Annotated in this window: 15 protein-coding genes; 14 read left to right on the top strand and 1 reads right to left on the bottom strand. The window is 64.7% G+C overall.

Features of this window, described 5'->3' with window-relative positions; genetic code table 11:
• Positions 1–24 precede the first annotated feature (24 nt).
• From GEV05_20910 to GEV05_20900, 3 genes are all read left to right on the top strand, one after another.
• Positions 25–1,005: a tripartite tricarboxylate transporter substrate binding protein gene (locus GEV05_20910; GenBank protein MPZ45799.1), complete on the top strand. Its 981-nt coding sequence runs from the start codon at positions 25–27 to the stop codon at positions 1,003–1,005.
• A 100-nt stretch (positions 1,006–1,105) separates the two neighbouring features.
• Positions 1,106–1,615: a tripartite tricarboxylate transporter TctB family protein gene (locus tag GEV05_20905; protein ID MPZ45798.1), complete on the top strand. Its 510-nt coding sequence runs from the start codon at positions 1,106–1,108 to the stop codon at positions 1,613–1,615.
• A 46-nt stretch (positions 1,616–1,661) separates the two neighbouring features.
• Positions 1,662–3,164 carry a tripartite tricarboxylate transporter permease gene (locus GEV05_20900; GenBank protein ID MPZ45797.1) on the top strand — a complete coding sequence of 501 codons (1,503 nt, stop codon included), beginning with the start codon at positions 1,662–1,664 and terminating at the stop codon, positions 3,162–3,164.
• Between the two features lie 70 nt (positions 3,165–3,234).
• Here the strand turns inward: GEV05_20900 and GEV05_20895 are convergent, their stop codons facing one another.
• On the bottom strand, positions 3,235–3,852 hold the full coding sequence (locus tag GEV05_20895) for a cyclic nucleotide-binding domain-containing protein (protein ID MPZ45796.1): 618 nt from the start codon (positions 3,850–3,852) through the stop codon (positions 3,235–3,237).
• A 348-nt stretch (positions 3,853–4,200) separates the two neighbouring features.
• Here GEV05_20895 and GEV05_20890 point away from each other — a divergent pair, with 348 nt between their 5' ends.
• The 11 genes from GEV05_20890 to GEV05_20840 form a co-directional block, all read left to right on the top strand.
• Entirely contained in the window at positions 4,201–5,943 is a 1,743-nt protein-coding gene (locus GEV05_20890; GenBank protein ID MPZ45795.1) for an oxalyl-CoA decarboxylase, read from the top strand.
• A gap of 72 nt (positions 5,944–6,015) precedes the next feature.
• Positions 6,016–7,284 (top strand): formyl-CoA transferase, encoded by a 1,269-nt coding sequence (frc, locus tag GEV05_20885; protein ID MPZ45794.1) that lies wholly within the window; start codon positions 6,016–6,018, stop codon positions 7,282–7,284.
• Positions 7,285–7,295: 11 nt separating this feature from the next.
• Positions 7,296–8,228, top strand: a complete 933-nt coding sequence (locus GEV05_20880; protein MPZ45793.1) for a methionyl-tRNA formyltransferase — start codon at positions 7,296–7,298, stop codon at positions 8,226–8,228.
• A 622-nt stretch (positions 8,229–8,850) separates the two neighbouring features.
• Positions 8,851–11,400, top strand: a complete 2,550-nt coding sequence (locus GEV05_20875; GenBank protein MPZ45792.1) for a CHASE2 domain-containing protein — start codon at positions 8,851–8,853, stop codon at positions 11,398–11,400.
• Between the two features lie 9 nt (positions 11,401–11,409).
• Complete coding sequence (locus GEV05_20870) at positions 11,410–12,237, top strand: Stp1/IreP family PP2C-type Ser/Thr phosphatase (protein ID MPZ45791.1); 828 nt, start codon at positions 11,410–11,412, stop codon at positions 12,235–12,237.
• Between the two features lie 15 nt (positions 12,238–12,252).
• A complete protein-coding gene (locus GEV05_20865) occupies positions 12,253–13,143 on the top strand; it encodes an FHA domain-containing protein (GenBank protein MPZ45790.1) in 891 nt (296 codons plus the stop codon).
• 334 nt (positions 13,144–13,477) lie between these two features.
• Positions 13,478–15,130: a hypothetical protein gene (locus GEV05_20860; protein MPZ45789.1), complete on the top strand. Its 1,653-nt coding sequence runs from the start codon at positions 13,478–13,480 to the stop codon at positions 15,128–15,130.
• Positions 15,131–15,359: 229 nt separating this feature from the next.
• Positions 15,360–17,633 carry a CHASE2 domain-containing protein gene (locus GEV05_20855; GenBank protein ID MPZ45788.1) on the top strand — a complete coding sequence of 758 codons (2,274 nt, stop codon included), beginning with the start codon at positions 15,360–15,362 and terminating at the stop codon, positions 17,631–17,633.
• Between the two features lie 3 nt (positions 17,634–17,636).
• A complete protein-coding gene (locus tag GEV05_20850) occupies positions 17,637–18,401 on the top strand; it encodes an MBL fold metallo-hydrolase (GenBank protein ID MPZ45787.1) in 765 nt (254 codons plus the stop codon).
• 46 nt (positions 18,402–18,447) lie between these two features.
• Positions 18,448–20,829 (top strand): GAF domain-containing protein, encoded by a 2,382-nt coding sequence (locus tag GEV05_20845; protein ID MPZ45786.1) that lies wholly within the window; start codon positions 18,448–18,450, stop codon positions 20,827–20,829.
• 14 nt (positions 20,830–20,843) lie between these two features.
• The coding region (locus GEV05_20840; GenBank protein ID MPZ45785.1) for a GAF domain-containing protein at positions 20,844–22,219 on the top strand (1,376 nt) is incomplete at its 3' end.

Genomic DNA, 22,219 nt, shown 5'->3' with positions numbered 1-22,219 from the left:
TTCAGGCGCGCACGGGGCTCGTTCGTGCTCGCGGCCGCGGCCGCAGCCGTGATCGGATTGCCGGCCGGTGCTTGGGCGTGGGAGCCCACCAAGCCCGTGGAGTTCGTCGTGCCGGCGGGAACCGGCGGCGGCGCGGACCAGATGTCGCGCCTGCTGCAGGGGATCGTACAGAAGCACAGCCTCATGAAGCAGCCCCTGATCGTGGTGAACAAGTCCGGGGGTGCGGGCGCCGAGGGCTTCCTCCACATCAAGGAGGCGAAGAACGATCCGCACAAGATCATCATCACGCTCTCCAACCTGTTCACGACGCCCCTGGCCACCGGCGTTCCTTTCAACTGGAAGGACCTGACCCCGGTCGCGATGCTCGCACTCGATCAGTTCGTGCTGTGGGTCAACGCGGAGTCGCCGCACAAGACGGCCAAGGACTATCTGGGCGCGGTCAAGGCCGCGGGCCCCAACAAGTTCAAGATGGGCGGAACGGGCTCGAAGCAGGAAGACCAGATCATCACGGTCGCGCTGGAGAAAGCGACGGGAGCCAAGTTCACCTACATCCCGTTCAAGGGCGGCGGCACGGTCGCGGTGCAACTGGTCGGCAAGCACATCGACTCCTCGGTGAACAATCCGATCGAGGGCGTGGCGCACTGGCGCGGCGGCAAGCTGCGGCCCTTGTGCGTGTTCGATTCGGAGCGCATGCCGTACAAGGACAAGATTGCCGGCGACATGTCCTGGAACGACATTCCGTCGTGCAAGGAAGCCGGCGTCCCGGTCGATTACGTCATGCTGCGCGGCATTTTCGCCGCCCCGGGCATTCCGAAGGATGCGGTCGATTACTACGTCGGCGTGTTCCAGAAGGTCCGCGAAACGCCGGAATGGAAAAAGTTCATGAACGACGGTGCCTTCAATACCACGTTCATGAGCGGCCCCGAATACGTCAAGTGGGTGGAGCAGGCGGAGACGACGCACCGCGGCTTGATGCAGGAAGCGGGGTTCATGGCGAAGAAGTAGCCTCGCAACCCGGCAATTTGGCATTGGCCGCCGTGCAAGATGCCGCCTAGAGCAGCGGCTTGCGCGGCGGCGCGTAATCGAGCAGGGAGGTCGTTCGAGCGTGGATGACAGCGCGCAATCCCGGCACGGCATATCGACGCGAGCCGTGGAGATCGTCGTTGCGGCGACGATCTTCCTGTTGGGCGCCGTGGTCGTGTACGACAGTTTCCGTCTGGGGGCCAGCTGGGCGTCCGACGGTCCGCAAGCCGGCTACTTCCCGTTTTACATCGGCGTGATCATCTGTTCTTGCGCGACCATGATCCTGCTCCACGCCGTCGTCGGCAAGCATGCCGGGCCGCCGGTGTTCGTCACCTGGGTGGCGCTCAAGCGGGTCATGCAGGTGCTGGGTCCGGCCGCGGTGTACGTGCTGGGCATCCAGGTGATCGGTATCTACCTCGCCGCGGCCGCCTACATCGCCATCTTCATGTTCTGGCTCGGTCGCTACTCGATGGTTGTGGCGGCGGCGGTGGGCGTGGGTGTGATGACGATCTTCTTCCTGATGTTCGAGGTGTGGTTCAAAGTCCCGCTGTACAAGGGCTTGCTGGATCCGCTCGCATTCCTGGGTTACTGATGCGCCGCGTCCGAATCGTGGCAGCATGCGTGCGCAGAGACGTGACGTGGAAGAACTGAGCGCGCTTTTCCACGGTTTCGCAGTGGCGCTCTCGCCGCTGAACGTGCTGCTCATGTTCCTCGGCATCCTGCTGGGGGTCATCATCGGCGTGCTGCCCGGCCTCGGCGGCGCCAACGGCATCGCGATCCTGCTGCCGCTCACGTTCTCCATGCCCCCGACCTCGGCCATCATCATGCTCTCCTGCATCTACTGGGGGGCGTTGTTCGGCGGCGCCATCACGTCGGTGCTGTTCAATATCCCGGGCGAGCCGTGGTCGGTTGCAACCACCTTCGACGGCTATCCGATGGCCCAGCAGGGCCGCGCCGGCGAGGCCCTGACCGCCGCCTTCACGTCGTCGTTCGTGGGCGCCTTGTTCGCCGTCATCATCTTCACCTTTCTCGCCCCGCTGGTGGCCGGCTTCGCGCTCCAGTTCGGGCCGCCGGAATTCTTCTCGGTGTATTTGCTCACCTTCTGCAGCTTCGTCGGACTGGGCAAGGGATCGCCGTTCAAGATCGTCGCCGCCATGATGATCGGCTTCGCGCTCGCCGCGGTGGGGATCGATACCGTGACCGGCCAGCTTCGTCTCACCTTCGGCTCCTCCGAGATGATGCGCGGGTTCGATTTCCTGGTCGCCGTCATCGGCCTGTTCGGCATCGGCGAAATCCTGCAGTCGATGGAGGAAGGACTGGCGTTCAGGGGCAAGAGCGCGAAGATCAATTCGCGCATCGTGCTGGAAACCTGGGCCAAGCTGCCGCGCTACTGGGCGTCGTCGTTTCGCGCCTGCCTGATCGGCTGCGCCATGGGCATCGTGCCCGGCGGCGCTACGCCCGCCTCGTTCATGAGCTACGGCGTGGCCAAGCGGGTGTCGCGCGACGGACACAAGTTCGGCACCGGGCAGCTCGAAGGCGTGGTCGCGCCGGAAACGGCGGCGCACGCGGCGGGAACGAGCGCTTTGCTGCCGATGCTGACCCTGGGCGTGCCCGGAAGCCCGACCGCGGCCGTGCTCCTGGGCGGATTGCTGATCTGGGGACTGCAGCCCGGGCCGCTATTGTTCGTCGAGCAGAAAGACTTCGTCTGGGGGCTCATCGCCAGCATGTACCTGGGCAATCTCGCCGGGCTCATCGTCGTGCTCACCTGCGTGCCCTTCTTCGCCGCCATCCTCAAGGTGCCGTTTTCGGTCATCGCGCCGATCATCATCGTGATCTGCTCCATGGGCGCCTACACCGTCCACAATGCCATGATGGACATCTGGCTGATGCTGCTGTTCGGCGTGGTCGGCTACACGTTCAAGAAGCTCGACTACCCGCTGGCCCCGCTGGTGCTCGCGCTGGTGCTCGGCGATCGCGCCGAGGATTCCTTCCGCCAGTCCATGCTCATGTCGCAGGGCGACGTACGCATCTTCTTCAGCAACGGACTGGTCGGGGGCATCACTGCCCTTGCCCTGGTGCTGCTGCTTTGGCCGCTGCTGGCGCGGCTGCTGCCGCGCGCGCGCCAGTCGCAACCGAGCTGACCGCGACCGCCTGGCCGCAGTTTGGTGTGAACACGTCCGCTCGCCCGCTCCTGGCCCGCGCAACCTTCCTCTACGGTACGCTGATCTTGCCGCGCTTCTTCAGCCGGCTCAGCGTTTCGGGCGAAAGATTCAAGTAGGAAGCGAGCTCCTTCTTGGGCAGGCGCTCGCCGAGCTGGGCGTTCTTGCGCAGGAATCGTTGTACCCGCCCGGGGGCATCCAGCAGATGCAGCGTGATGACGTGCGCCATCACTTCGCTCATCAGCTTCATCACCTGGAATTCGAACGCCGACTTCACCGCCGGGTGCCGCTCCATGAAGGCGACCCATTCCTCCATCGACAGCTTGGCGGCACGCACGCGCGTCACCGCCCGGATCGAGTAGGGGATGGGGGTTTTCAGGCGCCAGGCGGCGTAGCTGGTATCGATGTCGGTTTCGGCGGCGAAGCGCAGGATCATTTCGTGCCCTTCGGCGTTCGAGACCACGCGCTTCAATATGCCGTCGAGTATGAAATATTGCTCCATCGCGCGGTCGCCCTGATGCTCGAGCAGCTCGCTCTTGGGGTAGTCGACGATTTCGAGCTGCGGCTCCAGCTCCTGCCATTGCGCCGCGGTGAGATTCTTGAGCGCAAAGTTTTGCCGCAATTGAATGCGGACGATGCGGGCTTCGGGATGGACTGCGAGCAGGGGCATTTGTGGCGCTCGCGCGCTGTCTACCGCGGTCGAGTATATAGCGAATTGCGGCCTCGCCCGTAGAGCGAATCGGGGCCTTCGCCCGCATAGCGAATCGGGGCTTCGCCCCATGGGGCGCAGAGCCGCAGAGCCGCGGCCTCGGGGGTCCGCGATGCGAATCTTGATCGCGGTCAAGAGCGTCTGCGCATGGAGCCCTCTATCATAGTCGCGCCACAATCACAGCCGCAGCACCGCCCGGCCCGAGTTGGCCCGCATCTGCCGTGAATCGAGGCCCTGCTGACCTTTCACGGCGAATGTCCATTGGAAAGCGCCTGTTCAATCGACGGCGAGAACGCGAGGCATCTCACCATGACCGATCTCAGCACTGCGACCGATGCACAATCCCAGGAAACGACTGACGGCTTTCAACTGGTCATCGATGCGCTCAAGCTGAACGGCATCGATACGATCTTCGCGCTGCCCGGTATCCCCGTCACCGACCTCACCCGCCGTGCGCAGGCCGAGGGCATGCGCCTGATCGCGTTTCGCCACGAGCAGAACGCGGGCCACGCGGCGGCGATCGCCGGCTTCATGACGCAGACACCCGGCATCTGCCTCACGGTCTCCGCCCCCGGATTCCTCAACGGCCTCACGGCGCTCGCCAACGCCACCACCAACTGCTTCCCGATGATCCTCATCAGCGGCTCCAGCGAACGCGAGGTCGTCGATCTGCAGCAGGGCGACTACGAGGAAATGGATCAGCTGGCGATCGCCAAGCCGCTCGCAAAGGCCGCATTCCGCGTGCTGCACGCCGACGACATCGGCGTGGGCATCGCGCGCGCCATTCGCGCGGCGGTTTCCGGCCGTCCGGGCGGCGTCTACCTGGATCTGCCGGCCAAGCTCTTCGCCCAGTCGGTCGACGCGCAAGCTGGCAGAAAATCCCTGATCAAGGTGGTCGACCCGGCGCCGCGGCAGATCCCGGCGCAAGCTGCGGTGCAGCGCGCGCTCGACCTGCTGAAGAGCGCCAAGCGTCCGCTCATCGTGCTGGGCAAGGGCGCGGCCTACGCGCAGGCCGACGCGGACATCCGTGCCCTGGTCGAAAAGACCGGTATCCCGTATCTGCCGATGTCGATGGCCAAGGGCCTGCTGCCCGACACGCACGAGCAGTCGGCGGCGGCCGCGCGTTCCTACGTGCTGCCCGAGGCCGATGTCGTCATGCTGATCGGCGCGCGCCTGAACTGGCTGCTGTCGCACGGCAAGGGCAAGACCTGGGGCGGCAAGGGCTCGAAGGACTGGGGCGGCCAGAAGTTCATCCAGGTCGACATTTCGCCGACCGAGGCCGACAGCAACGTGGCCATCGATGCGCCGGTGGTCGGCGATATCGGGTCGTGCGTGGCCGCGCTCCTCGCCGGCATCGGCGGCAGCTGGGGCAAACCGCCCGCCGAGTGGCTGGGCGCGATCGCCGAGCGCAAGGTGAAGAACATCGCCCGCATGGCCGAGACGCTGGAGAAGAATCCGACGCCGATGAACTTCCATAGCGCCCTCAACGTGGTGCGCGATATCGTGAAAGCGAATCCGGACGCGATCCTGGTCAACGAAGGCGCCAACGCGCTCGACTTCACCCGCAGCATCGTGGACATGTACAAGCCACGCAAGCGCCTGGACGTCGGCACCTGGGGCGTGATGGGCATCGGCATGGGCTTTTCCGTCGCAGCCGCGGTGGTCAGCGGCGAGCCCGTGATCGCCATCGAGGGCGACAGCGCGTTCGGCTTCTCCGGCATGGAAGTGGAGACGATCTGCCGCTACGACCTTCCGGTGTGCATCGTGGTGTTCAACAACAACGGCGTCTACCGCGGCGTGGACGTGAATCCGACCGGCGGAGCGGACCCGGCGCCGACCGCGTTCGTCAAGGGCGCGCGCTATGACAAGCTGATGGAAGCCTTCGGCGGCGTGGGCGTGCACGCCACCACCCCCGCCGAGCTGCGCAAGGCGATGGAGGAGGCGCTGCATTCGCGCAAGCCCACGCTCGTCAATGCCGTGATCGACGAGGCTGCCGGCACCGAGAGCGGGCGCATCACGAGCTTGAATCCGACGAGCGCGAAGAAGAAATAGCCGCGAGGATCGCGAAGGAAGATTGCCGCCACGCGAGAAGGAAATTGCCGCCACGCGGCACTGGAGGAAAGAATGGAAGCATTGAAGGGTGTGCGCATCCTCGACATGACGCACGTGCAGGCCGGGCCCACGTGCTCGCAGCTGCTCGCCTGGATGGGCGCGGACGTGATCAAGTTCGAAAATCCGCAGGGCGACGCCACGCGCGGGCAACTGCGCGATGTGCCGAACGCCGACAGCTTGTACTTCACGATGCTCAACTGCAACAAGCGCTCGATCACCGTCAACATGAAGACGGCCGAGGGCAAGCAGGTCTTCGTCGACCTGCTGCAGAAGTGCGACATCGTCATGGAGAACTTCGGCCCCGGCGTGCTGGACCGCTTCGGCTTTCCCTGGGAAAAGATCCGCGAGATCAACCCGAAGATCGTCATGGGCTCGATCAAGGGCTTCGGCTCCACGGGCCCCTATGCCGAGTTCAAGGCCTACGAGAACGTCGCCCAGGCGATGGGTGGGGCGATGAGCACCACGGGCGTGCCCGAGGGGCCGCCGTTCGTCACCGGGGCTCAGATCGGTGATTCGGGCACGGGCCTGCACCTTGCCATCGGGCTGCTCGCCGCGCTGCGCCAGGCCGAGCGCACGGGCGAGGGCCAGTACGTCGAGGTCGCCATGATGGACGGGGTGATGAACCTGTGCCGGGTGAAATTCCGCGACCATCAGCGTCTCACGCGCGGGCCGCTCAGCGAGTATTCGGTGCCGACCTACCGGGGCATGGGCGAGGTTCCGCGCGCCGGCAACGACTCCGGCGGTGGCCAGCTCGGCAACGCGATCCACTGCAAGCCGCACGGCGCAAACGACTGGCTCTACGTCGTGGTGCAGGAGGCGGTGTGGGCGGCGCTCGGCAAGCGCATCGGCCCGGAGGTCGGGATGCCCGAGATGGCGACCGACCCGCGGCTGGCCACGATCGGCGAGCGGCGCAAGAACCAGGACCTCATGTGGACGCTCATCAACAAGTTCGCCGAGCAATACAGCAAGCGCGAGTTGATGGCGATCTTGAATCCGCTCGACGTGCCCTGTGGCCCGATCATGAGCACCGAGGATCTTGCGAACGACGAGCACGTGCGCGGGCGCGACATGTGGGTCGAGCTCGATCATCCCCAGCGCGGCACGTGGTACAACGTCGGCATGCCGATCAAGCTGTCCGCTTCCCCGGCAAGAATCGAGCGTTCGCCCACGCTGGGTGAGCACACCGACGAGGTCTTGCGAGAAGTGTTGAGCTACGATGAGGCGCGCATGGCGGCTCTGAAGTCCGCCGGTGCGTTCAGCGTTCCGCCGCGGAAGAAGTGAAGGAGCCAAGGATGAAAATAGCGATCATCGGCCAGCAGGACTATGGCAAGGCCGTCCTGGAGGCATTCTTCGCCCGCGGCGACGAGGTCGCCGGCGTGTTCGTTGCGTCCGACAAGGAAGGCGCCCGGCCCGATCCGTTGAAGGTCGCGGCGCAGGAGAAGGGCCTCGAGCTGTTCCAGTTTCCCTCGTATCGCAAGCCCGAGGCGCAGGAGGCGTTGCGCGGCCTGAACGTCGACCTTGGCATCATGGCCTACGTGCTGCTGTTCGCGCCGCAGGAGTTCGTCACCATCCCGCGGCTCGGCACGATCCAGTATCACCCCTCGCTCCTGCCCAGGCACCGCGGCCCGAGCTCGATCAATTGGCCCATCATCCAGGGCGCCACGCGCACGGGGCTCACCATCTTCCGCCCCACCGACGGGCTGGATGAGGGCCCGGTGGTATTACAGAAGTCTTGCGATATCGGCCCCGACGAGACCCTGGGCGACGTCTATTTCAACAAGCTCTTCTCCATGGGCGTGAGCACCATGCTGGAAGCGGCAGATCTCGTCCACGCGGGCAAGCACACCGAGACCGTGCAGGACGAGTCGCAGGCAACCTACGAGGGCTGGTGCCGCGGCGCCGAAGCGCGGATCGACTGGACGAAGCCCGTCGGCCAGGTCTACGACCTCGTCCGCGGCTGCAATCCGGCGCCTGGTGCCTGGACCACGATCGGGGGCAAGAAGCTCTACCTGTACGACGCCCGCAAGATCGTGTTCCGCCGTTTCGCCGACGTGGTCGGAAAGATCGGCGAAATCACCTCGATCGGCGACGAAAGCATCCGGATCACCGCCCAGGGGGGGCAGATCGAAGTACTGCGCCTGCGGCACGAGGACGGCAAGAAAATGGGCGCGGCCGAGTTCGCGCGCTCGGCCGGCGTCACCGCCGGCACCTTCGTCGGGGTCTAGCCGGGGCAAGTCGTCGCGGGAACGGCCTTCCCGCGCAGGCGACGTCAGTGTCCTGAGTCAGAAGTTCGTTGTCACCCCCACGAACGCGGGGGTCCAGGCGGCGTTTCGTTCTGGATTCCCGCGTGCGCGGGAATGACGAATTACAACGAATTAACGATTCACCACACACTGGGCGCATCCACCGTTCTCTGCTTTCCGGGGTCCGCCTGCGCCTGCAGCGACGGGTTCCCCCGGGCTTGGCCCGGCTTTCAATCCGCCGCCAATCCGCCGCCAATCCGCCGCCAATCCGCCGCCAATCCGCCGCCAATCCGCCCCGCCAATCCGCCGCCAAGCCGCCGCTTTGGCGGCCTGCTCCGCGTTACGCCGCCGGCATCGACCGCTTAGGATTGATCCGCGCCGCCGGGATGGGGGATGCGGCGATCTCTCATGGCCCTGCAAGTGCGGATGCGAAGCCTCGAGCAGCGCCATGACGTGCGGTTAGCCGGTGTTGCGCGGGCGCCATAGCACCCCGTGCCAACCCGATTACTACCCAGAAAATCATATGCTTTTCCGGTGAATATCGTAGAATAGTTAATCCATCGGCGTTAACCACTAGAAAAAAAAGACAAAACGCGGGGAAGGGATGAACAGGCTCGGTTTCTGGCGGTCGGATTGGTTCATCGGTGTGCTGGCCACGCTGGTGATCCTCATTCTGTCTCCCCAAGAGCTGTTGCAGAGCCTGGAGCGCAAGGCCTACGACCTCGGCGTGCGCGCCACGGCGCAAACCCCGAGCGACCGCATTGCCGTCATCGCCATCGACGATCAGAGCATCGCCAACATCGGCCGCTGGCCGTGGCCGCGCGACGTGCATGCGCGCATGACCGAGCTGCTGATCGGCGCCAAGGCCAAGGTGATCGGCTACAACGTATTCTTCTTCGAGCCGCAGATCGATCCGGGGCTGGAATACATCAACAAGCTGACCGACGTCTTCGCCTCGTCGTCGTTCCGCAACGCCGCCGATCCGGCCGCGGGCCAGTTCAACCGCCTCCTGGCCGAGGCGGCCGAAGCGCTCAACACCGACGCCAGGCTGCAAGGCAGTTTCAAGCGCGCCGACAACGTCGTGCTGCCGTTCGTGTTCCAGGCGCTGGTCGAGCCCCAGGGCAATCCCGACCGGCCGCTGCCCGAATACATCCTCAAGAGCAGCATCTCGGCTTCCGATCGTGGCGTGGAAGTCGAGCGCCTGCCGATCCCGGCCATCAATCCGCTCTATCCGCTGGAGGGTTTCGCGACGTCCGCGGCGGCGCTCGGGCATCTCAATGCCGACCGCGATGTCGACGGCGCGGTGCGCACCGAGCCGCTGGTGGTGCGTTATTACGACAAGTACTTCCCCGCCATGTCGGTGATGCTGGCGGCGCAAAGCCTCAATCTCACGCCGGCCGACATTCGCCTCAATTTCGGCGAGGAGCTCGTCCTGGGCAAGCTCAAGATTCGGACCGATTCGAATCTGCGCATGTACACCTACTTCTATTCGGACCAGGACGGCGGGCGCCCGCCGTTCGCAATCGACTCGTTCTTCGACGTCTACACCGGCAAGATCCCGCCCGAGAAGTATCGCGACAAGATCGTGCTGATCGGTCCCACCGCCACCGGGCTCGGCCAGGCGCAGGTGACGCCCGTGTCCGCAGCGACCTCGCCGGTCGAGACCATGGCGCACACGGTATCGAGCATTCTGCGCGAGCACTACTTCGTCGCGCCGAGCTGGGGCATCTGGGTACAGTTGCTGCTGATCGTCCTGGTCGCTGCCTACCTGATCGCCGTCCTGCCGCGGTTGAAGGCGGGCACGGCCGCGGTCGTGTCGCTCGTGATCCTGGTCGCACTGATCGTGGGGCACTTCGCCTTGATGATCGGCGAGCAGACGTGGATCCAGTTCATGACGGCCGCGGTGCTGCTGGTGGTGGGCCATGCGCTGCTCACGACCAAGCGCTTCCTGCTCACGGAGAAGGGCAAGGAGAAATCCGAGGCCGAGTCGGCGCATTCCAATCGGATGCTGGGCCTCGCCCTGCAAGGTCAGGGGCAGCTGGACACGGCGTTCGACATGTTCCGCAAGCTCCCGTTCGACGATTCGGTCATGGACCTGCTGTACAACCTGGGACTCGACTTCGAGCGCAAGCGCCAGTTCAACAAGACCGAGTCGGTGTTCCGCTACATGGCGGATTACAACCCGAAGTTCCGCGACCTGGAGCAGCGCCTGGGGCGGGCCAAGGCGATGAGCGAGACCGTCATGCTCGGCGGCACGGGCTCGCATCCCGGCGGCACCATGCTGCTCGGGGCCGGCACCGAGAAGCCGATGCTGGGCCGCTACCAGGTGGAGCGCGAGCTCGGCAAGGGCGCCATGGGCGTCGTCTACGGCGGCCGCGACCCCAAGATCAACCGGGTGGTCGCGATCAAGACCATGGCGCTGGCGCAGGAGTTCGACGCCGATGAGATCGAGGACGTGAAGGCGCGCTTTTTCCGCGAGGCCGAGACCGCGGGTCGGCTCAATCACCCCCATATCGTCACCATCTTCGATGCCGGCGAGGAGCACGACCTCGCCTACATCGCGATGGAATTCCTCAAGGGCAGGGACCTGGTGCCGTACACCAAGCCGGACAACCTGCTGCCGATCGCCAAGACCATGAGCATCATGGCGCGGGTGGCCGAGGCGCTGAGCTACGCGCATTCGCAGAACGTGGTCCACCGCGACATCAAGCCGGCCAACATCATGTACGAGCCGGAAAGCGACTCGGTGAAGGTCACCGACTTCGGCATCGCGCGCATCACCGACTCCTCGCGCACCAAGACGGGCATGGTGCTCGGCACGCCCTCGTACATGTCGCCCGAGCAGCTCGCGGGCAAGAAGATCGGCGGACAGTCGGACCTGTTCTCGCTCGGCGCGGCCATGTTCCAGATGATCTGCGGCAAGCTTCCGTTCCAGGGCGATTCCATGGCGCAACTGATGTTCAAGATTGCCAACGAGCCGCATCCCGACATCGTCGCGATCCGCCCCGACGTGCCCGATTGCCTGGCCGCCATCATCAATCGGGCGCTGGCCAAGAATCCGGAAGAGCGCTTCCAGACCGGCGAGGAGATGGCGAGGGCCATCCGCGCCTGCGTCGCGAGCCTCACCGCGGACACGATAGATATCGGGTTGTAGCGCAAGCGCATGGCCATATTGTCCGCGGCTCTGGAGTTCGCCTCGGCCACCGATCCGGGGCGAGTGCGATCGCACAACGAGGATTCGATCGGCACCGAACCGGCGATCGGCCTGGCCGTGCTTGCCGATGGCATGGGCGGTTACAACGCGGGCGAGGTGGCCAGCGGGATCGCCGTGGCCGTCGTATCGTCCGAGACCAAGCGCGCGCTCGATGGCAGCGCGCTGCACTCGGTCGATCCCGGCAGCGGCCAGACCGAAGCGGAGCGCATTGCCCGTGAACATAGCGCGAAGGCCAATACCTCGATCTTCGAGGCGGCCCGCAGCCAGCCGCAGTACTCGGGCATGGGCACCACCCTGGTGGTGGCGTTGTTCTTCGACAACCGTGTCTGCGTGGCCCACGTGGGCGATTCGCGCCTGTACCGCCTGCGGGAGGAAACGTTCGAGCAGGTCACACGCGACCATTCCTTGTTGCAGGAACAGATCGACAGCGGCATGATTACCCGCGAGGCGGCCAAGCTGTCTCAGAACAAGAACCTGGTGACGCGCGCACTGGGCATCGACGCCGAGGTCGATACCGAGGTTCATGTTTACGAGACCAAGCCGGGCGATACCTACCTGCTGTGCTCGGACGGGCTCAGCGACATGGTCGGGGACGACGACATGCAGCTCACGCTGACCAGCCTGCAGGCCAATCTGCAATTGGCGGCGGAACAGCTCGTTCAGCAAGCGAACGACAATGGCGGTCGGGATAACATTTCGGTGATACTGGTCAGGGTCAAGGACGACTATGCTGCGCCCAAGGGCTGGATTGCGCGGCTCTTATCGTGGTTCAAATAAGCACGGGGTACTGCCATGGCGAAGCTGATTCTCAGTCTGGACGGGACGGTGATGAAGGAAGTCCCCCTCGACAAGGAGCGCCTGACCATCGGGCGCCGTTCGAGCAATGACCTCCAGATCGACAATCTGGCCGTAAGTGGCGAGCACGCCCTGATCGTCACCATCCTCAACGATTCGTTTCTCGAGGATCTCGGCAGCACCAACGGCACGCTCGTCAACGGCGTGCCGATCAAGAAGCACATCCTGCAGCACAACGACGTGGTCGAGATCGGCAAGTACAAGCTGAAGTACATCGCGGAGCACATGGCAACCGGCATCCAGCCTGGCGTCGCGGCCGAATTCGAGAAGACCATGGTCATACGCCCCGGGATGGCGGCGCGCGCCGCGCAGACCGGCGCGGGCCCGGCCTTCGGTGCAAGCCCCGCCGCCACGGCAACTTCTACCCAACCGGCGCCGATGGGTCAGGCCCCGAGCCTGATTACCGGCCAGCAGCCCGGGCCCGCTGCCCCGCCCCCATCGCCGCCGCCAGCCGCAGTGAGGCCCACGACGCAGCCCTTCGCGACTGCGACGCAGTCGCATGCGGCGCCCGCGCCCACCCAGACCAACCTGCAGCCGCAGGCCCCGGCGCAGGCGGGTCAATTGGTGGGCGCGATCCAGATCCTGACCGGGCCGAGCGCCGGCAAGGAGCTCGAGCTGGTCAAGAACCTCACCACCCTCGGCAAGCCCAGCGTCCAGGTGGCCGTCATCACCCGGCGCCCGCAAGGCTACTACATCACTCACGTCGAGGGCGCCAACTTTCCGATCGTGAACGGCAGGACGCTCGACGCGCAGGCGCACCCGCTGCGCGATCACGACGTCGTCGAATTGGCCGGTGTGAAGATGGAGTTCTTTCACAAGGGCGGCTGAGCGCCACTCGACTGCGCTTTCGCCGCTTTCCGGTTGCCCGCGCCAGCCCGAATATTTCACCAGGCCGGCCCGAATCGTAACCAATGCTTTGAGTAGTGACGTGTTTGAGCCAGTAGCTACGAACGATTTGAACGTCGACCTGCACGGTCGCTGGCGGCCATTTTGTGCATATCGGTCTTGCCAATAGTCTGGCTATTGGCTGCGACGGCCGAGCCCAAACTGGCTCGCAATCCGACTCGCCGTTCGCCGGCGCCAACGTATACGTTCGCGAATTCCCGGCGACCTCCCGCACCCCGATGAAATGTCCGGGCTAGGCGCTCGTCGCGCGAAACCGATGCTCACTGCCCTGCTGCGCAAATTCTTTGGGTTTGGTACGCGCGCCAGCCGGCTTCATGCCGAGGCCATGCAGCGCGCGTGGTCGGCGTACGGTGCGGGCAACCCTGCCGAAGCGCATGCTGCCGCCCAGCAGGCCGCTCGTGCGTGGCCGGAATCGTCGTTGGCGCACTACGCGCTCGGTCTCGTCGCCTGCGCGCTCGGCAATTGCGATGCGGCCGCAGCCGCGCTCGAGCGCGCAGTCGAGATGGACGCCGGCAATGCGCTTTACGTAGCGGCGCTCGCGAACGCACGCCTGCTCCAAGAACGGGAAGACGACGCTTACGCGCTCTATCGCCGAGCCTTTCCGGATATTGCTCGCCGGATCGACGCATTGCCGGAACGGGATTCCCCGTGGAAAAAAGCCCACCCTGACTGGTTACGCCATTTGCGTCAGCTCTCTCTACCGCCCGTGCAAGATGGCAGGGAGCCGCACTTGTCCACCGCGACACCGGCTTACCTGCTCAACTGGGGTCTTCTGCTCATCCGGTTCCGCCGGGTGCGCGCCGGTCTGGATCTGATCGAGCAGGCGCTGCGTGCCGACGCGGGATACGGGTATGGGCACGCGGTGCTCGCCCTGGTGTACACGCTCGACCGCGCCTGGCCCCAGGCCTTGGCTGCAGGACGGGCGGCGCGCGCGCTGGGGGCGGATACGATTCCCGGGGCGACGGATCTCTGCATCGTGTCGGCCCAGCTCGGCATGGGCAAACCCTCGCACGAGCTCGATCTGCTGTTCGACTGGCGGCCGCTTCACAACTTGGATGACGACAGTTATCTCGACCGCTTACCGGCAATCGAGGGCTTGCCGCTTGTCGCCTTGCCCTCGGACGCTCTCCTTCATTTTGTCGCCTGCGACGCCGGATATTTGGAGCGGCATGCCGTTGCGCTGGTGCATTCGATACGAGCGCAGCGCGGCGACGCTGCGATCCACCTGCATCTTTTCGAGCCCACAGCCCAAACGTGGGCAACTGTCGACAAACTGCGTGCGGCGGTGATTGCGCTCCCGCTGAGCGTTACGTGGGAGACGGTGGCGTTCGACGACTATTCGGGCAAGTCCCTGTACTGTGCGTGCGCGCGGTTCGTGCGTCTTTATCAGATCGTGCGGGAAACGGAAAACCGCGTCGTCATGCTCGACGCCGACAGCCTCGTACGCGCCGATCTGGGGTCCGCGCTCGCTGGCGCGGGGGATATCGGGCTGGTGCGGGCGGAGCACGAACCGCCATGGCACTGTTACCTAGGGGGCTTCTGCGCGTTCCGCAGGTCCGCGGCGAGCGTGCGCTTCCTGCGCGAGCTGGGCGCGCTCCTCGCATTCAATCTCCCGGGCGGACGGGCACGGCGCTATCTCGACCAGCTCGCGCTCTACGTGTGTGCACGGCGCGCCGAGTCGCAAGGCATGTGCATCGATCACCTACCCATCGGCAAGTTCTGCGACACGCTTTTCACCGAAGACGCACTGGTATGGTCGGTGACCCAGAACAAGGATGCCGACAGCCCATTTGCGCGGTATAAGCAAGAAGTGCTGGCGCACGCTCCAGCGTCCGGAGCCCCTAGAGCGGACGGAAACGCCTGGTGCCGTCAGGGAGGCGGCCAGCGTTGCGCACATTCCGGGACCTGAATCGGCGTCGCCTGCGCCGGCGGCGATGCCGCAGCCGACCGTTCGACCCGGTTTTCGGTGCGTAGCCACCCACACGCCTTCGATCCTACGCAAGCCCCTCGTTTATCCCTCTATTCCGCCGATGCGCACGCCGAACCTCCGCTATGCTCGCATCCGCGCCTGACCGCGCATCCGCGCCGATGAGCCTGATCGTTCCCAACCCGCAAACACCCCAACGAACGGGGGCCGCTTGAAGAAGCACGCCGTGCGCATCGGCTTCGGCATCCTGGTCGTGCTGGCGTTCCTCGCCCACGCGGCCGGCTGGATCCGGCTGCCGCTAGTGGAGCACCTGGAAGCGCTCACTTACGATGCGCGGCTCAATCTCACGATGCCGAAGACCCTGGATGAGCGCATCGTCATCATCGACATCGACGAAGACAGTCTGCGTCCGCGCGAGGAGGGCGGCGAGGGGCGCTGGCCGTGGCCGCGTAACCGGCTCGCGCTCATGATGGACAATCTGTTCGACAAGTACGGGGCCGCGATCGTCGGGTTCGACGTGGTGTTCGCGGAGCGCGACCAGAGCTCGGGGCTCGGCGTATTGCGCGATCTGGCGAAATCGCAGCTGAAGGACAACGCCTCGTTCCAGTCCGCGCTGTCGCGGATGGAGCCGCAGCTCGACTACGACCGCTTGTTCGCCGAGCGCATGCGCCAGCGCCCCGTAGTGCTCGGTTACTATTTCTCCTCCGAGCGCCGGGCTGCCGTGAGCGGCATGCTGCCCGCGCCGGTGCTTCCACCCGGCACGTTCGCCGGCAAGAACATTCCTTTCTATACCGCCCAGGGCTATGGCGGCAATCTACCGAAGCTGCTCGAGGCAGCGGCCGGCGCCGGCCACTTCAATCCGTACACCGATCCCGACGGGGTGTCGCGCCGCGTGCCCATGCTGGTGGAATACAAGGGCGCCTACTACGAGCCGCTGTCGCTCGCGATGGTGCGCGTGCTGCTGGGGATGTCGGCAGCCGCCAAGAGCGGGGCGACGACGATCAGCCTGCCCAAGGTTGTGCCGGGATACCCCGCCGAGGGCATCTGGTCGCGCGGCTACCAGGGGCTGGAATGGCTGCAGGTGGGTCCGCTGCACATCCCCGTGGACGACCGCGTCACCGCGCTGGTGCCGTACCGGGGCAAACAAGGCAGCTTCAAGTACTTGCCCGCCGCGGACGTTATCCAGGGCAAGGCGGACCCAGCTGACCTCAAGGGGAAGATCGTGCTCGTCGGGACCACGGCGCCAGGACTGTTCGACCTGCGATCGACGCCGGTCGCTTCGGTCTTTCCCGGGGTGGAGATCCACGCCAACCTGATCGCCGGCATGCTCGACCAGAGCATCAAGCAAAAGCCCCCCTACGTGCTGGGCGCCGAGATCGTGCTGCTGCTGCTCACCGGAGTCGCCATGACCCTCGCACTGCCGCTGCTCACGCCGGACCGGCAGGCTCTCGCCACGGTGGGCGCGCTGGCGGCGGTGGTGGCGGTCAACATCGCGATCTTTCACTACGAAAACCTGGTGCTGCCGCTGGCATCGGGGGTGGTGATGATTGCGGTGCTGTTCATCTTCAGCATGGCGTACGGCTTTTTTGTCGAGGCCCGCGGCAAGCGCCAGATCACGAGTCTGTTCGGGCAATACGTCCCGCCGGAGCTGGTGGACGAGATGGCGAAGAACCCGGCGAGCTTCTCGATGGAGCCCGAGAGCCGCGAGATGACCGTGCTGTTCTCCGACGTGCGCGGCTTCACGACGATTTCCGAGGGGTTGGAGCCGAAGGAACTTTCCAGCCTGATGAACGAATTCCTCACGCCCTTGACGGAAGTCATCTACAGTCAGCGCGGAACCATAGACAAGTACATGGGAGACGCCATCATGGCGTTCTGGGGTGCGCCGCTGCCGGCGCAGGACCATTCCAGGCAAGGCATCAAGGCGGCGCTGGAGATGCACCGCAAGCTGGCCGCGCTGCAACCCGAGTTCAGGAGCCGCAATTGGCCCCAGATCCAGATTGGCGTAGGCCTGAACACCGGGCGCATGAGCGTGGGCAACATGGGCTCGAGCGTCCGGCTCGCCTATACGGTCATGGGCGATGCCGTCAATCTCGCCTCCCGGCTCGAGAGCCTCACGAAGGAATACGGCGTTGCCATCATCGTCGGCGAATCGACCCGGAGCCTCACCGCCCAGGATTTCGTATACCGCGAGCTCGACCGCGTGCGGGTCAAGGGCAAGCTGGAACCCGTGGCCATTTACGAGCCGATCGGCGCGGCGGGCGAGGTGGACAAGCGCACCCTCGACGAGCTCAGGCTCTTCTCGCAGGCACTGAAGCTTTACCGCGCCCAGGATTGGGATATGGCGGAGCTGCAGTTGATCAACCTGCTGAAAATCTCACCCGAGAGCAGGCTCTACCAGCTCTACGTGGAACGCATCGGCGCGTTCCGTACCAGTCCGCCAGGCAGGGGCTGGGACGGCGCTTTCACTTTCGAGCACAAATAGACCATGAAGCTGAGAATCCTCGGCTGCAGCGGCGGCATCGGCGGCTGCCTGCGCACCACCTCGATGCTGATCGACGACGACATCCTGATCGACGCAGGCACCGGGGCAGGGGAGCTCTCGATCGCCCAGCTGAGCGCGATAGACCACGTCTTCGTGACCCATTCGCACATGGATCACATCGCCTCCATTCCGTTCATCGCCGATACGGTCGGCGGCATGCGCGCCGCACCCCTTACGGTGCATGCCATCGAGGCAACTCTGGACATCATCCGCACCCACGTTTTCAACTGGAAGATCTGGCCCGATTTCACCCAGATCCCGAGCCGGGAGAACCCCTATCTGCGACTGCAGCCGGTTCGAATCGGCACCGCAGTCGAGCTGGGAGGGCGCTCGATCACTCCGGTGCCGGCGAACCACGTCGTGCCTGCGGTGGGCTATCATGTGGACAGCGGGCGCGCAAGCCTCGTCTTCACCGGCGATACCACCAGCAACGACGAACTGTGGAAAGTCGTGAACCGGATCGAGAACCTGCGCTACCTGATCATAGAAACGGCGTTCTGCAACAGGGAGCGGGATTTGGCCGTCGCGTCCAAGCATCTGTGCCCCAGCATGCTGGCCGAGGAGCTGGCGAAGCTCAGGCGCAAGGCCGACGTCTATATCACGCACCTCAAGCCGGGCGAGCCCGACATCATCATGCGCGAGATCGAAGAATGCGCGGCCGAATATGCCCCGCGCATGTTGCGCAACGACCAAGTATTCGAGCTATGACTTACAGCCACAGCAACCCGCAGCCCTTCCTGCAAAGGGTGAAACCATGAGCAGCGTACTCGAAAGCAAGCCGGCCGCGGAAGACAGCGTGCTCGCCGAGAAGCTGACGTTCTCGCGCAACCTGCAGGCGGTGACCAACAAGATCCATGCGACCAACAACATCGACGAGATCATGTTGGAGCTGTCGCAGGATATCTGCTCGTTGTTCAACGCCGATCGCCTGACGCTCTATGCCGTGTCCGAGGACAAGGTGTCCATCATCTCCAAGGTGAAGATGGGCCTGAACCAGTTCAAAGACCTGAAGCTGCCGATCAGCGAGCAGAGCATCGCCGGCTACTGCGCCACGCACAAGCGGGTGATCAACATCCGCGACGTGTACGACGACACCGAGCTCAAGTCCTACAGCCCGCAGCTCAACTTCCTGAAGGAGGTCGACAAGCGCACGGGCTATCGCACCAAGCAGATGCTGGTGGCGCCGGTGATCGACGGGCCCAGCAAGGACCTGATGGGCGTCATCCAGATCATCAACAGCAAGGGCGGGCAGCCGTTCTCGACCATGGTCGAGGAGGGCGTGACGCATCTGGCGGAGACGCTCGCCATCGCCTTCCGCCAGCGCAGCAAGGCGGCGCAGCCCGCCATCGTGCGCGGGAAGTACGATGCGCTGGTGACCAACGCAGTGATCTCGGCCGAGGAGCTGGAGCTCGCGACGCGCTCGGCGCGCCGCAAGAATCTCGAGGTCGAGACCGTCCTGCTGGACGAGTTCCAGGTCAAGTCGAATGCCATGGGCGAGGCCCTCGCGGCCTTCTTTGGCGTGCCCCACGAGCCCTACCGTGCGGACCGGATCAAGCCGCTCGACCTGCTGCGCAACCTCAAGCGCGATTTCTGCGAATCCAGCGGCTGGGTGCCGGTCGACGACGGCAAGGATGGCCTCCTGGTTGTCACCACCGACCCCGAGAAGATCAGGAGCTCGCGGGTGGTGAACAATGTCTTTCCGAAGGCGAAGCTCGTCTTCAAGGTCTGCTCGCAGCGCGAGTTCGGCCTGACGCTGGACCAGATGTTCGGCGCCGAGACCGACCTGGGCGGGACGATCGACGACATGCTCGGCGACATGGACGAGATCGAGCTGGAGGAGGCCGGCGCCGGCGACGATGCGGTCAGCGCCGCCAACGACAACGAGCTGGTGAAGCTCGTCAACAAGGTCATCGTGGATGCGTACAGCCAGGGGGCGTCCGACATCCACATCGAGCCCTATCCCGGCAAGCAGAAGACCGAAATCCGCTTCCGCAAGGATGGCTCCTTGCAGCCCTACATCTCGGTTCCGTCCAGCTATCGCAGTGCGATCGCGGCGCGGTTGAAGATCATGTGCGACCTGGACATTTCGGAGAAGCGCAAGCCCCAGGACGGCAAGATCAAATTCAAGAAGTTCGGCCCGCTCGACATCGAGCTGCGCGTGGCGACCATTCCCACCCAGGGGGGTATGGAAGACATCGTCATGCGGATACTGGCCGCGGGCGAGCCGATTCCGCTCGACAAGCTGGGGCTGTCGGCTCGCAATCTCGAACGCATGAAGTCCGCGATCGAGAAACCCTACGGACTTTTCTTCGTCTGCGGTCCCACCGGTTCGGGCAAGACCACTTCGCTGCACTCCGTGCTCGGTTATCTCAACACGCCCGACACCAAGATCTGGACCGCCGAGGACCCGGTGGAAATCACCCAGCGGGGCCTGCGCCAGGTGCAGATGAATCCGAAGGCCGGGCTTTCGTTCGGGGTCGCGATGAAGGCGTTCCTGCGCGCCGACCCGGACATCATCATGGTGGGGGAGATGCGCGACAAGGAGACCACCGCCACTGGCATCGAAGCTTCGCTCACCGGACATCTGGTGTTCGCGACCCTGCACACCAACAGCGCGCCCGAGTCGGTCGTCCGCCTGCTCGACATGGGCATGGACCCGTTCAATTTCGCCGACGCCCTGCTCGGTGTGCTCGCGCAGCGCCTGGCCAAGCGCCTGTGCGGCAAGTGCAAGCGCCCGCATGCGGCCACCCAGCCGGAAATCGATGCGCTGCTGGACGAATACGCGCAAGAGCTCGCCCATACGACGAGCTGGAAGCAGGATTCGGAGGGACAACGCGCCGCGCTCGCCAAGGAGTGGGTGCAGGGCTTCGGCAACGACAAGAGCGAGATCGTGCTTTACGAGGCGCTGGGCTGCGAAGTGTGCGGCGGCACCGGCTACAAGGGGCGGGTCGGATTGCACGAGCTGCTGCTGGGCTCGGACGCGGTCAAGAAGCATATCCAGGAGCACGCGCGCGTGGCGGAAATCGTCGCCACGGCCCTGGAAGACGGCATGCGTACGCTCAAGCAGGACGGCATCGAGAAGGTCCTGCAGGGCATCACCGACATCAAGCAGGTTCGCGCGGTATGCATCAAGTAGCCGTTTCGGCCGCCATGGATTCGTCCGACGCGGAAGGCCTGTTCAAGCGCCTCGAGGAGCTGAACGGCATCGGCGTGTCCCTCTCCAAGGAGAAGGACATCACCCGGCTGCTGGAAAAAATCCTGATCGCGGCCAAGACGATCACGAACGCCGACGGCGGCACCCTCTATCGCATCAACGACGAGGGCAACTGCCAGTTCGAGATCATGCGCACGGACTCGCTCAACATCGCCATGGGCGGGACCACGGGCGTGCCGATCCCGTTCTATCCGATCCACTTGATCGGACGCGACGGCCTGGCGAACAACTCGATGGTGGTGGCGTACTCGGTGCTGCACGACAGCACCGTCAACATCCCGGATGCGTACGCTGCGGAAGGGTTCGATTTCTCCGGCACCAAGAACTTCGACAAGAAGACCGGCTACCGCTCGAAGTCGTTCCTCACGGTGCCGATGAAGAACCACGAGAACGAGATCATCGGCGTGCTGCAGCTTATCAACGCCCAGGATCGCGCGAGCGGAGAGATCATCGCGTTCTCGGCCGCCGACCAGAGCCTGGCCGAGTCGCTCGCCTCGCAGGCGGCGATCGCGCTCACCAACCGGTTGCTGATCAACCAGCTGGAAGATCTGTTCGAGGCGTTCATCAACCTCATCAACACCGCGATCGACGACAAGTCGCCCTACACCGGCGGGCACTGCCAGCGCGTTCCGGTGCTCACCATGATGCTCGCCGAGGCGGCCATCCGCACCCGCACGGGGCCATTGCGCGACTTCTCGCTCGACGAGCACGCCCTCTACGAACTGAAGCTCGCAGGCCTTCTGCACGATTGCGGCAAGGTGACCACGCCGGTGCACATCGTCGACAAGGCAACCAAGCTGCAGACGATCTTCGACCGCATCGATTTGATCGACACGCGCTTCGAGGCGGTCAAGCGCGAGGCCGAGATCGAGATGCTGAAGGCGAAACTCAAGCTGCTCGGCGGGAATGCGCGGGCCGACACCCCCGGTCTGGATGCGGAGCTCGGACAGCGTATCGCCGCGCTCGACGACGATCGCAACTTCCTGCGCCGCGTCAACATCGGCGGCGAGTCGATGAGCCTCGAAGAGGTCGAGCGCGTGCAACGCATCGCGCGCATCGAGTGGACCAACGAGGAAGGGGAACGAGCGCCGTTGCTGAGCGCCGACGAGGTGTACAACCTGTCGATCACGCGCGGCACGCTCACGCGCGAGGACCGGCAGATCATCAACAACCACGTCGCGATGACCTTCAAGATGCTATCGGCGCTGCCGTGGCCCAAGCACCTGCGCGGCGTGCCCGAGATCGCGGCGAGCCACCATGAGCGCCTCGACGGGAAAGGTTACTTCAGGGGCCTGACCGAGGAGCAAATGCC

It is taken from the genome of Betaproteobacteria bacterium (assembly GCA_009377585.1).
Classification (GTDB): domain Bacteria; phylum Pseudomonadota; class Gammaproteobacteria; order Burkholderiales; family WYBJ01; genus WYBJ01.
The sequence above is the reverse complement of the archived record's forward strand: the minus strand, read 5'-3'. Positions and strand labels throughout refer to the sequence as shown.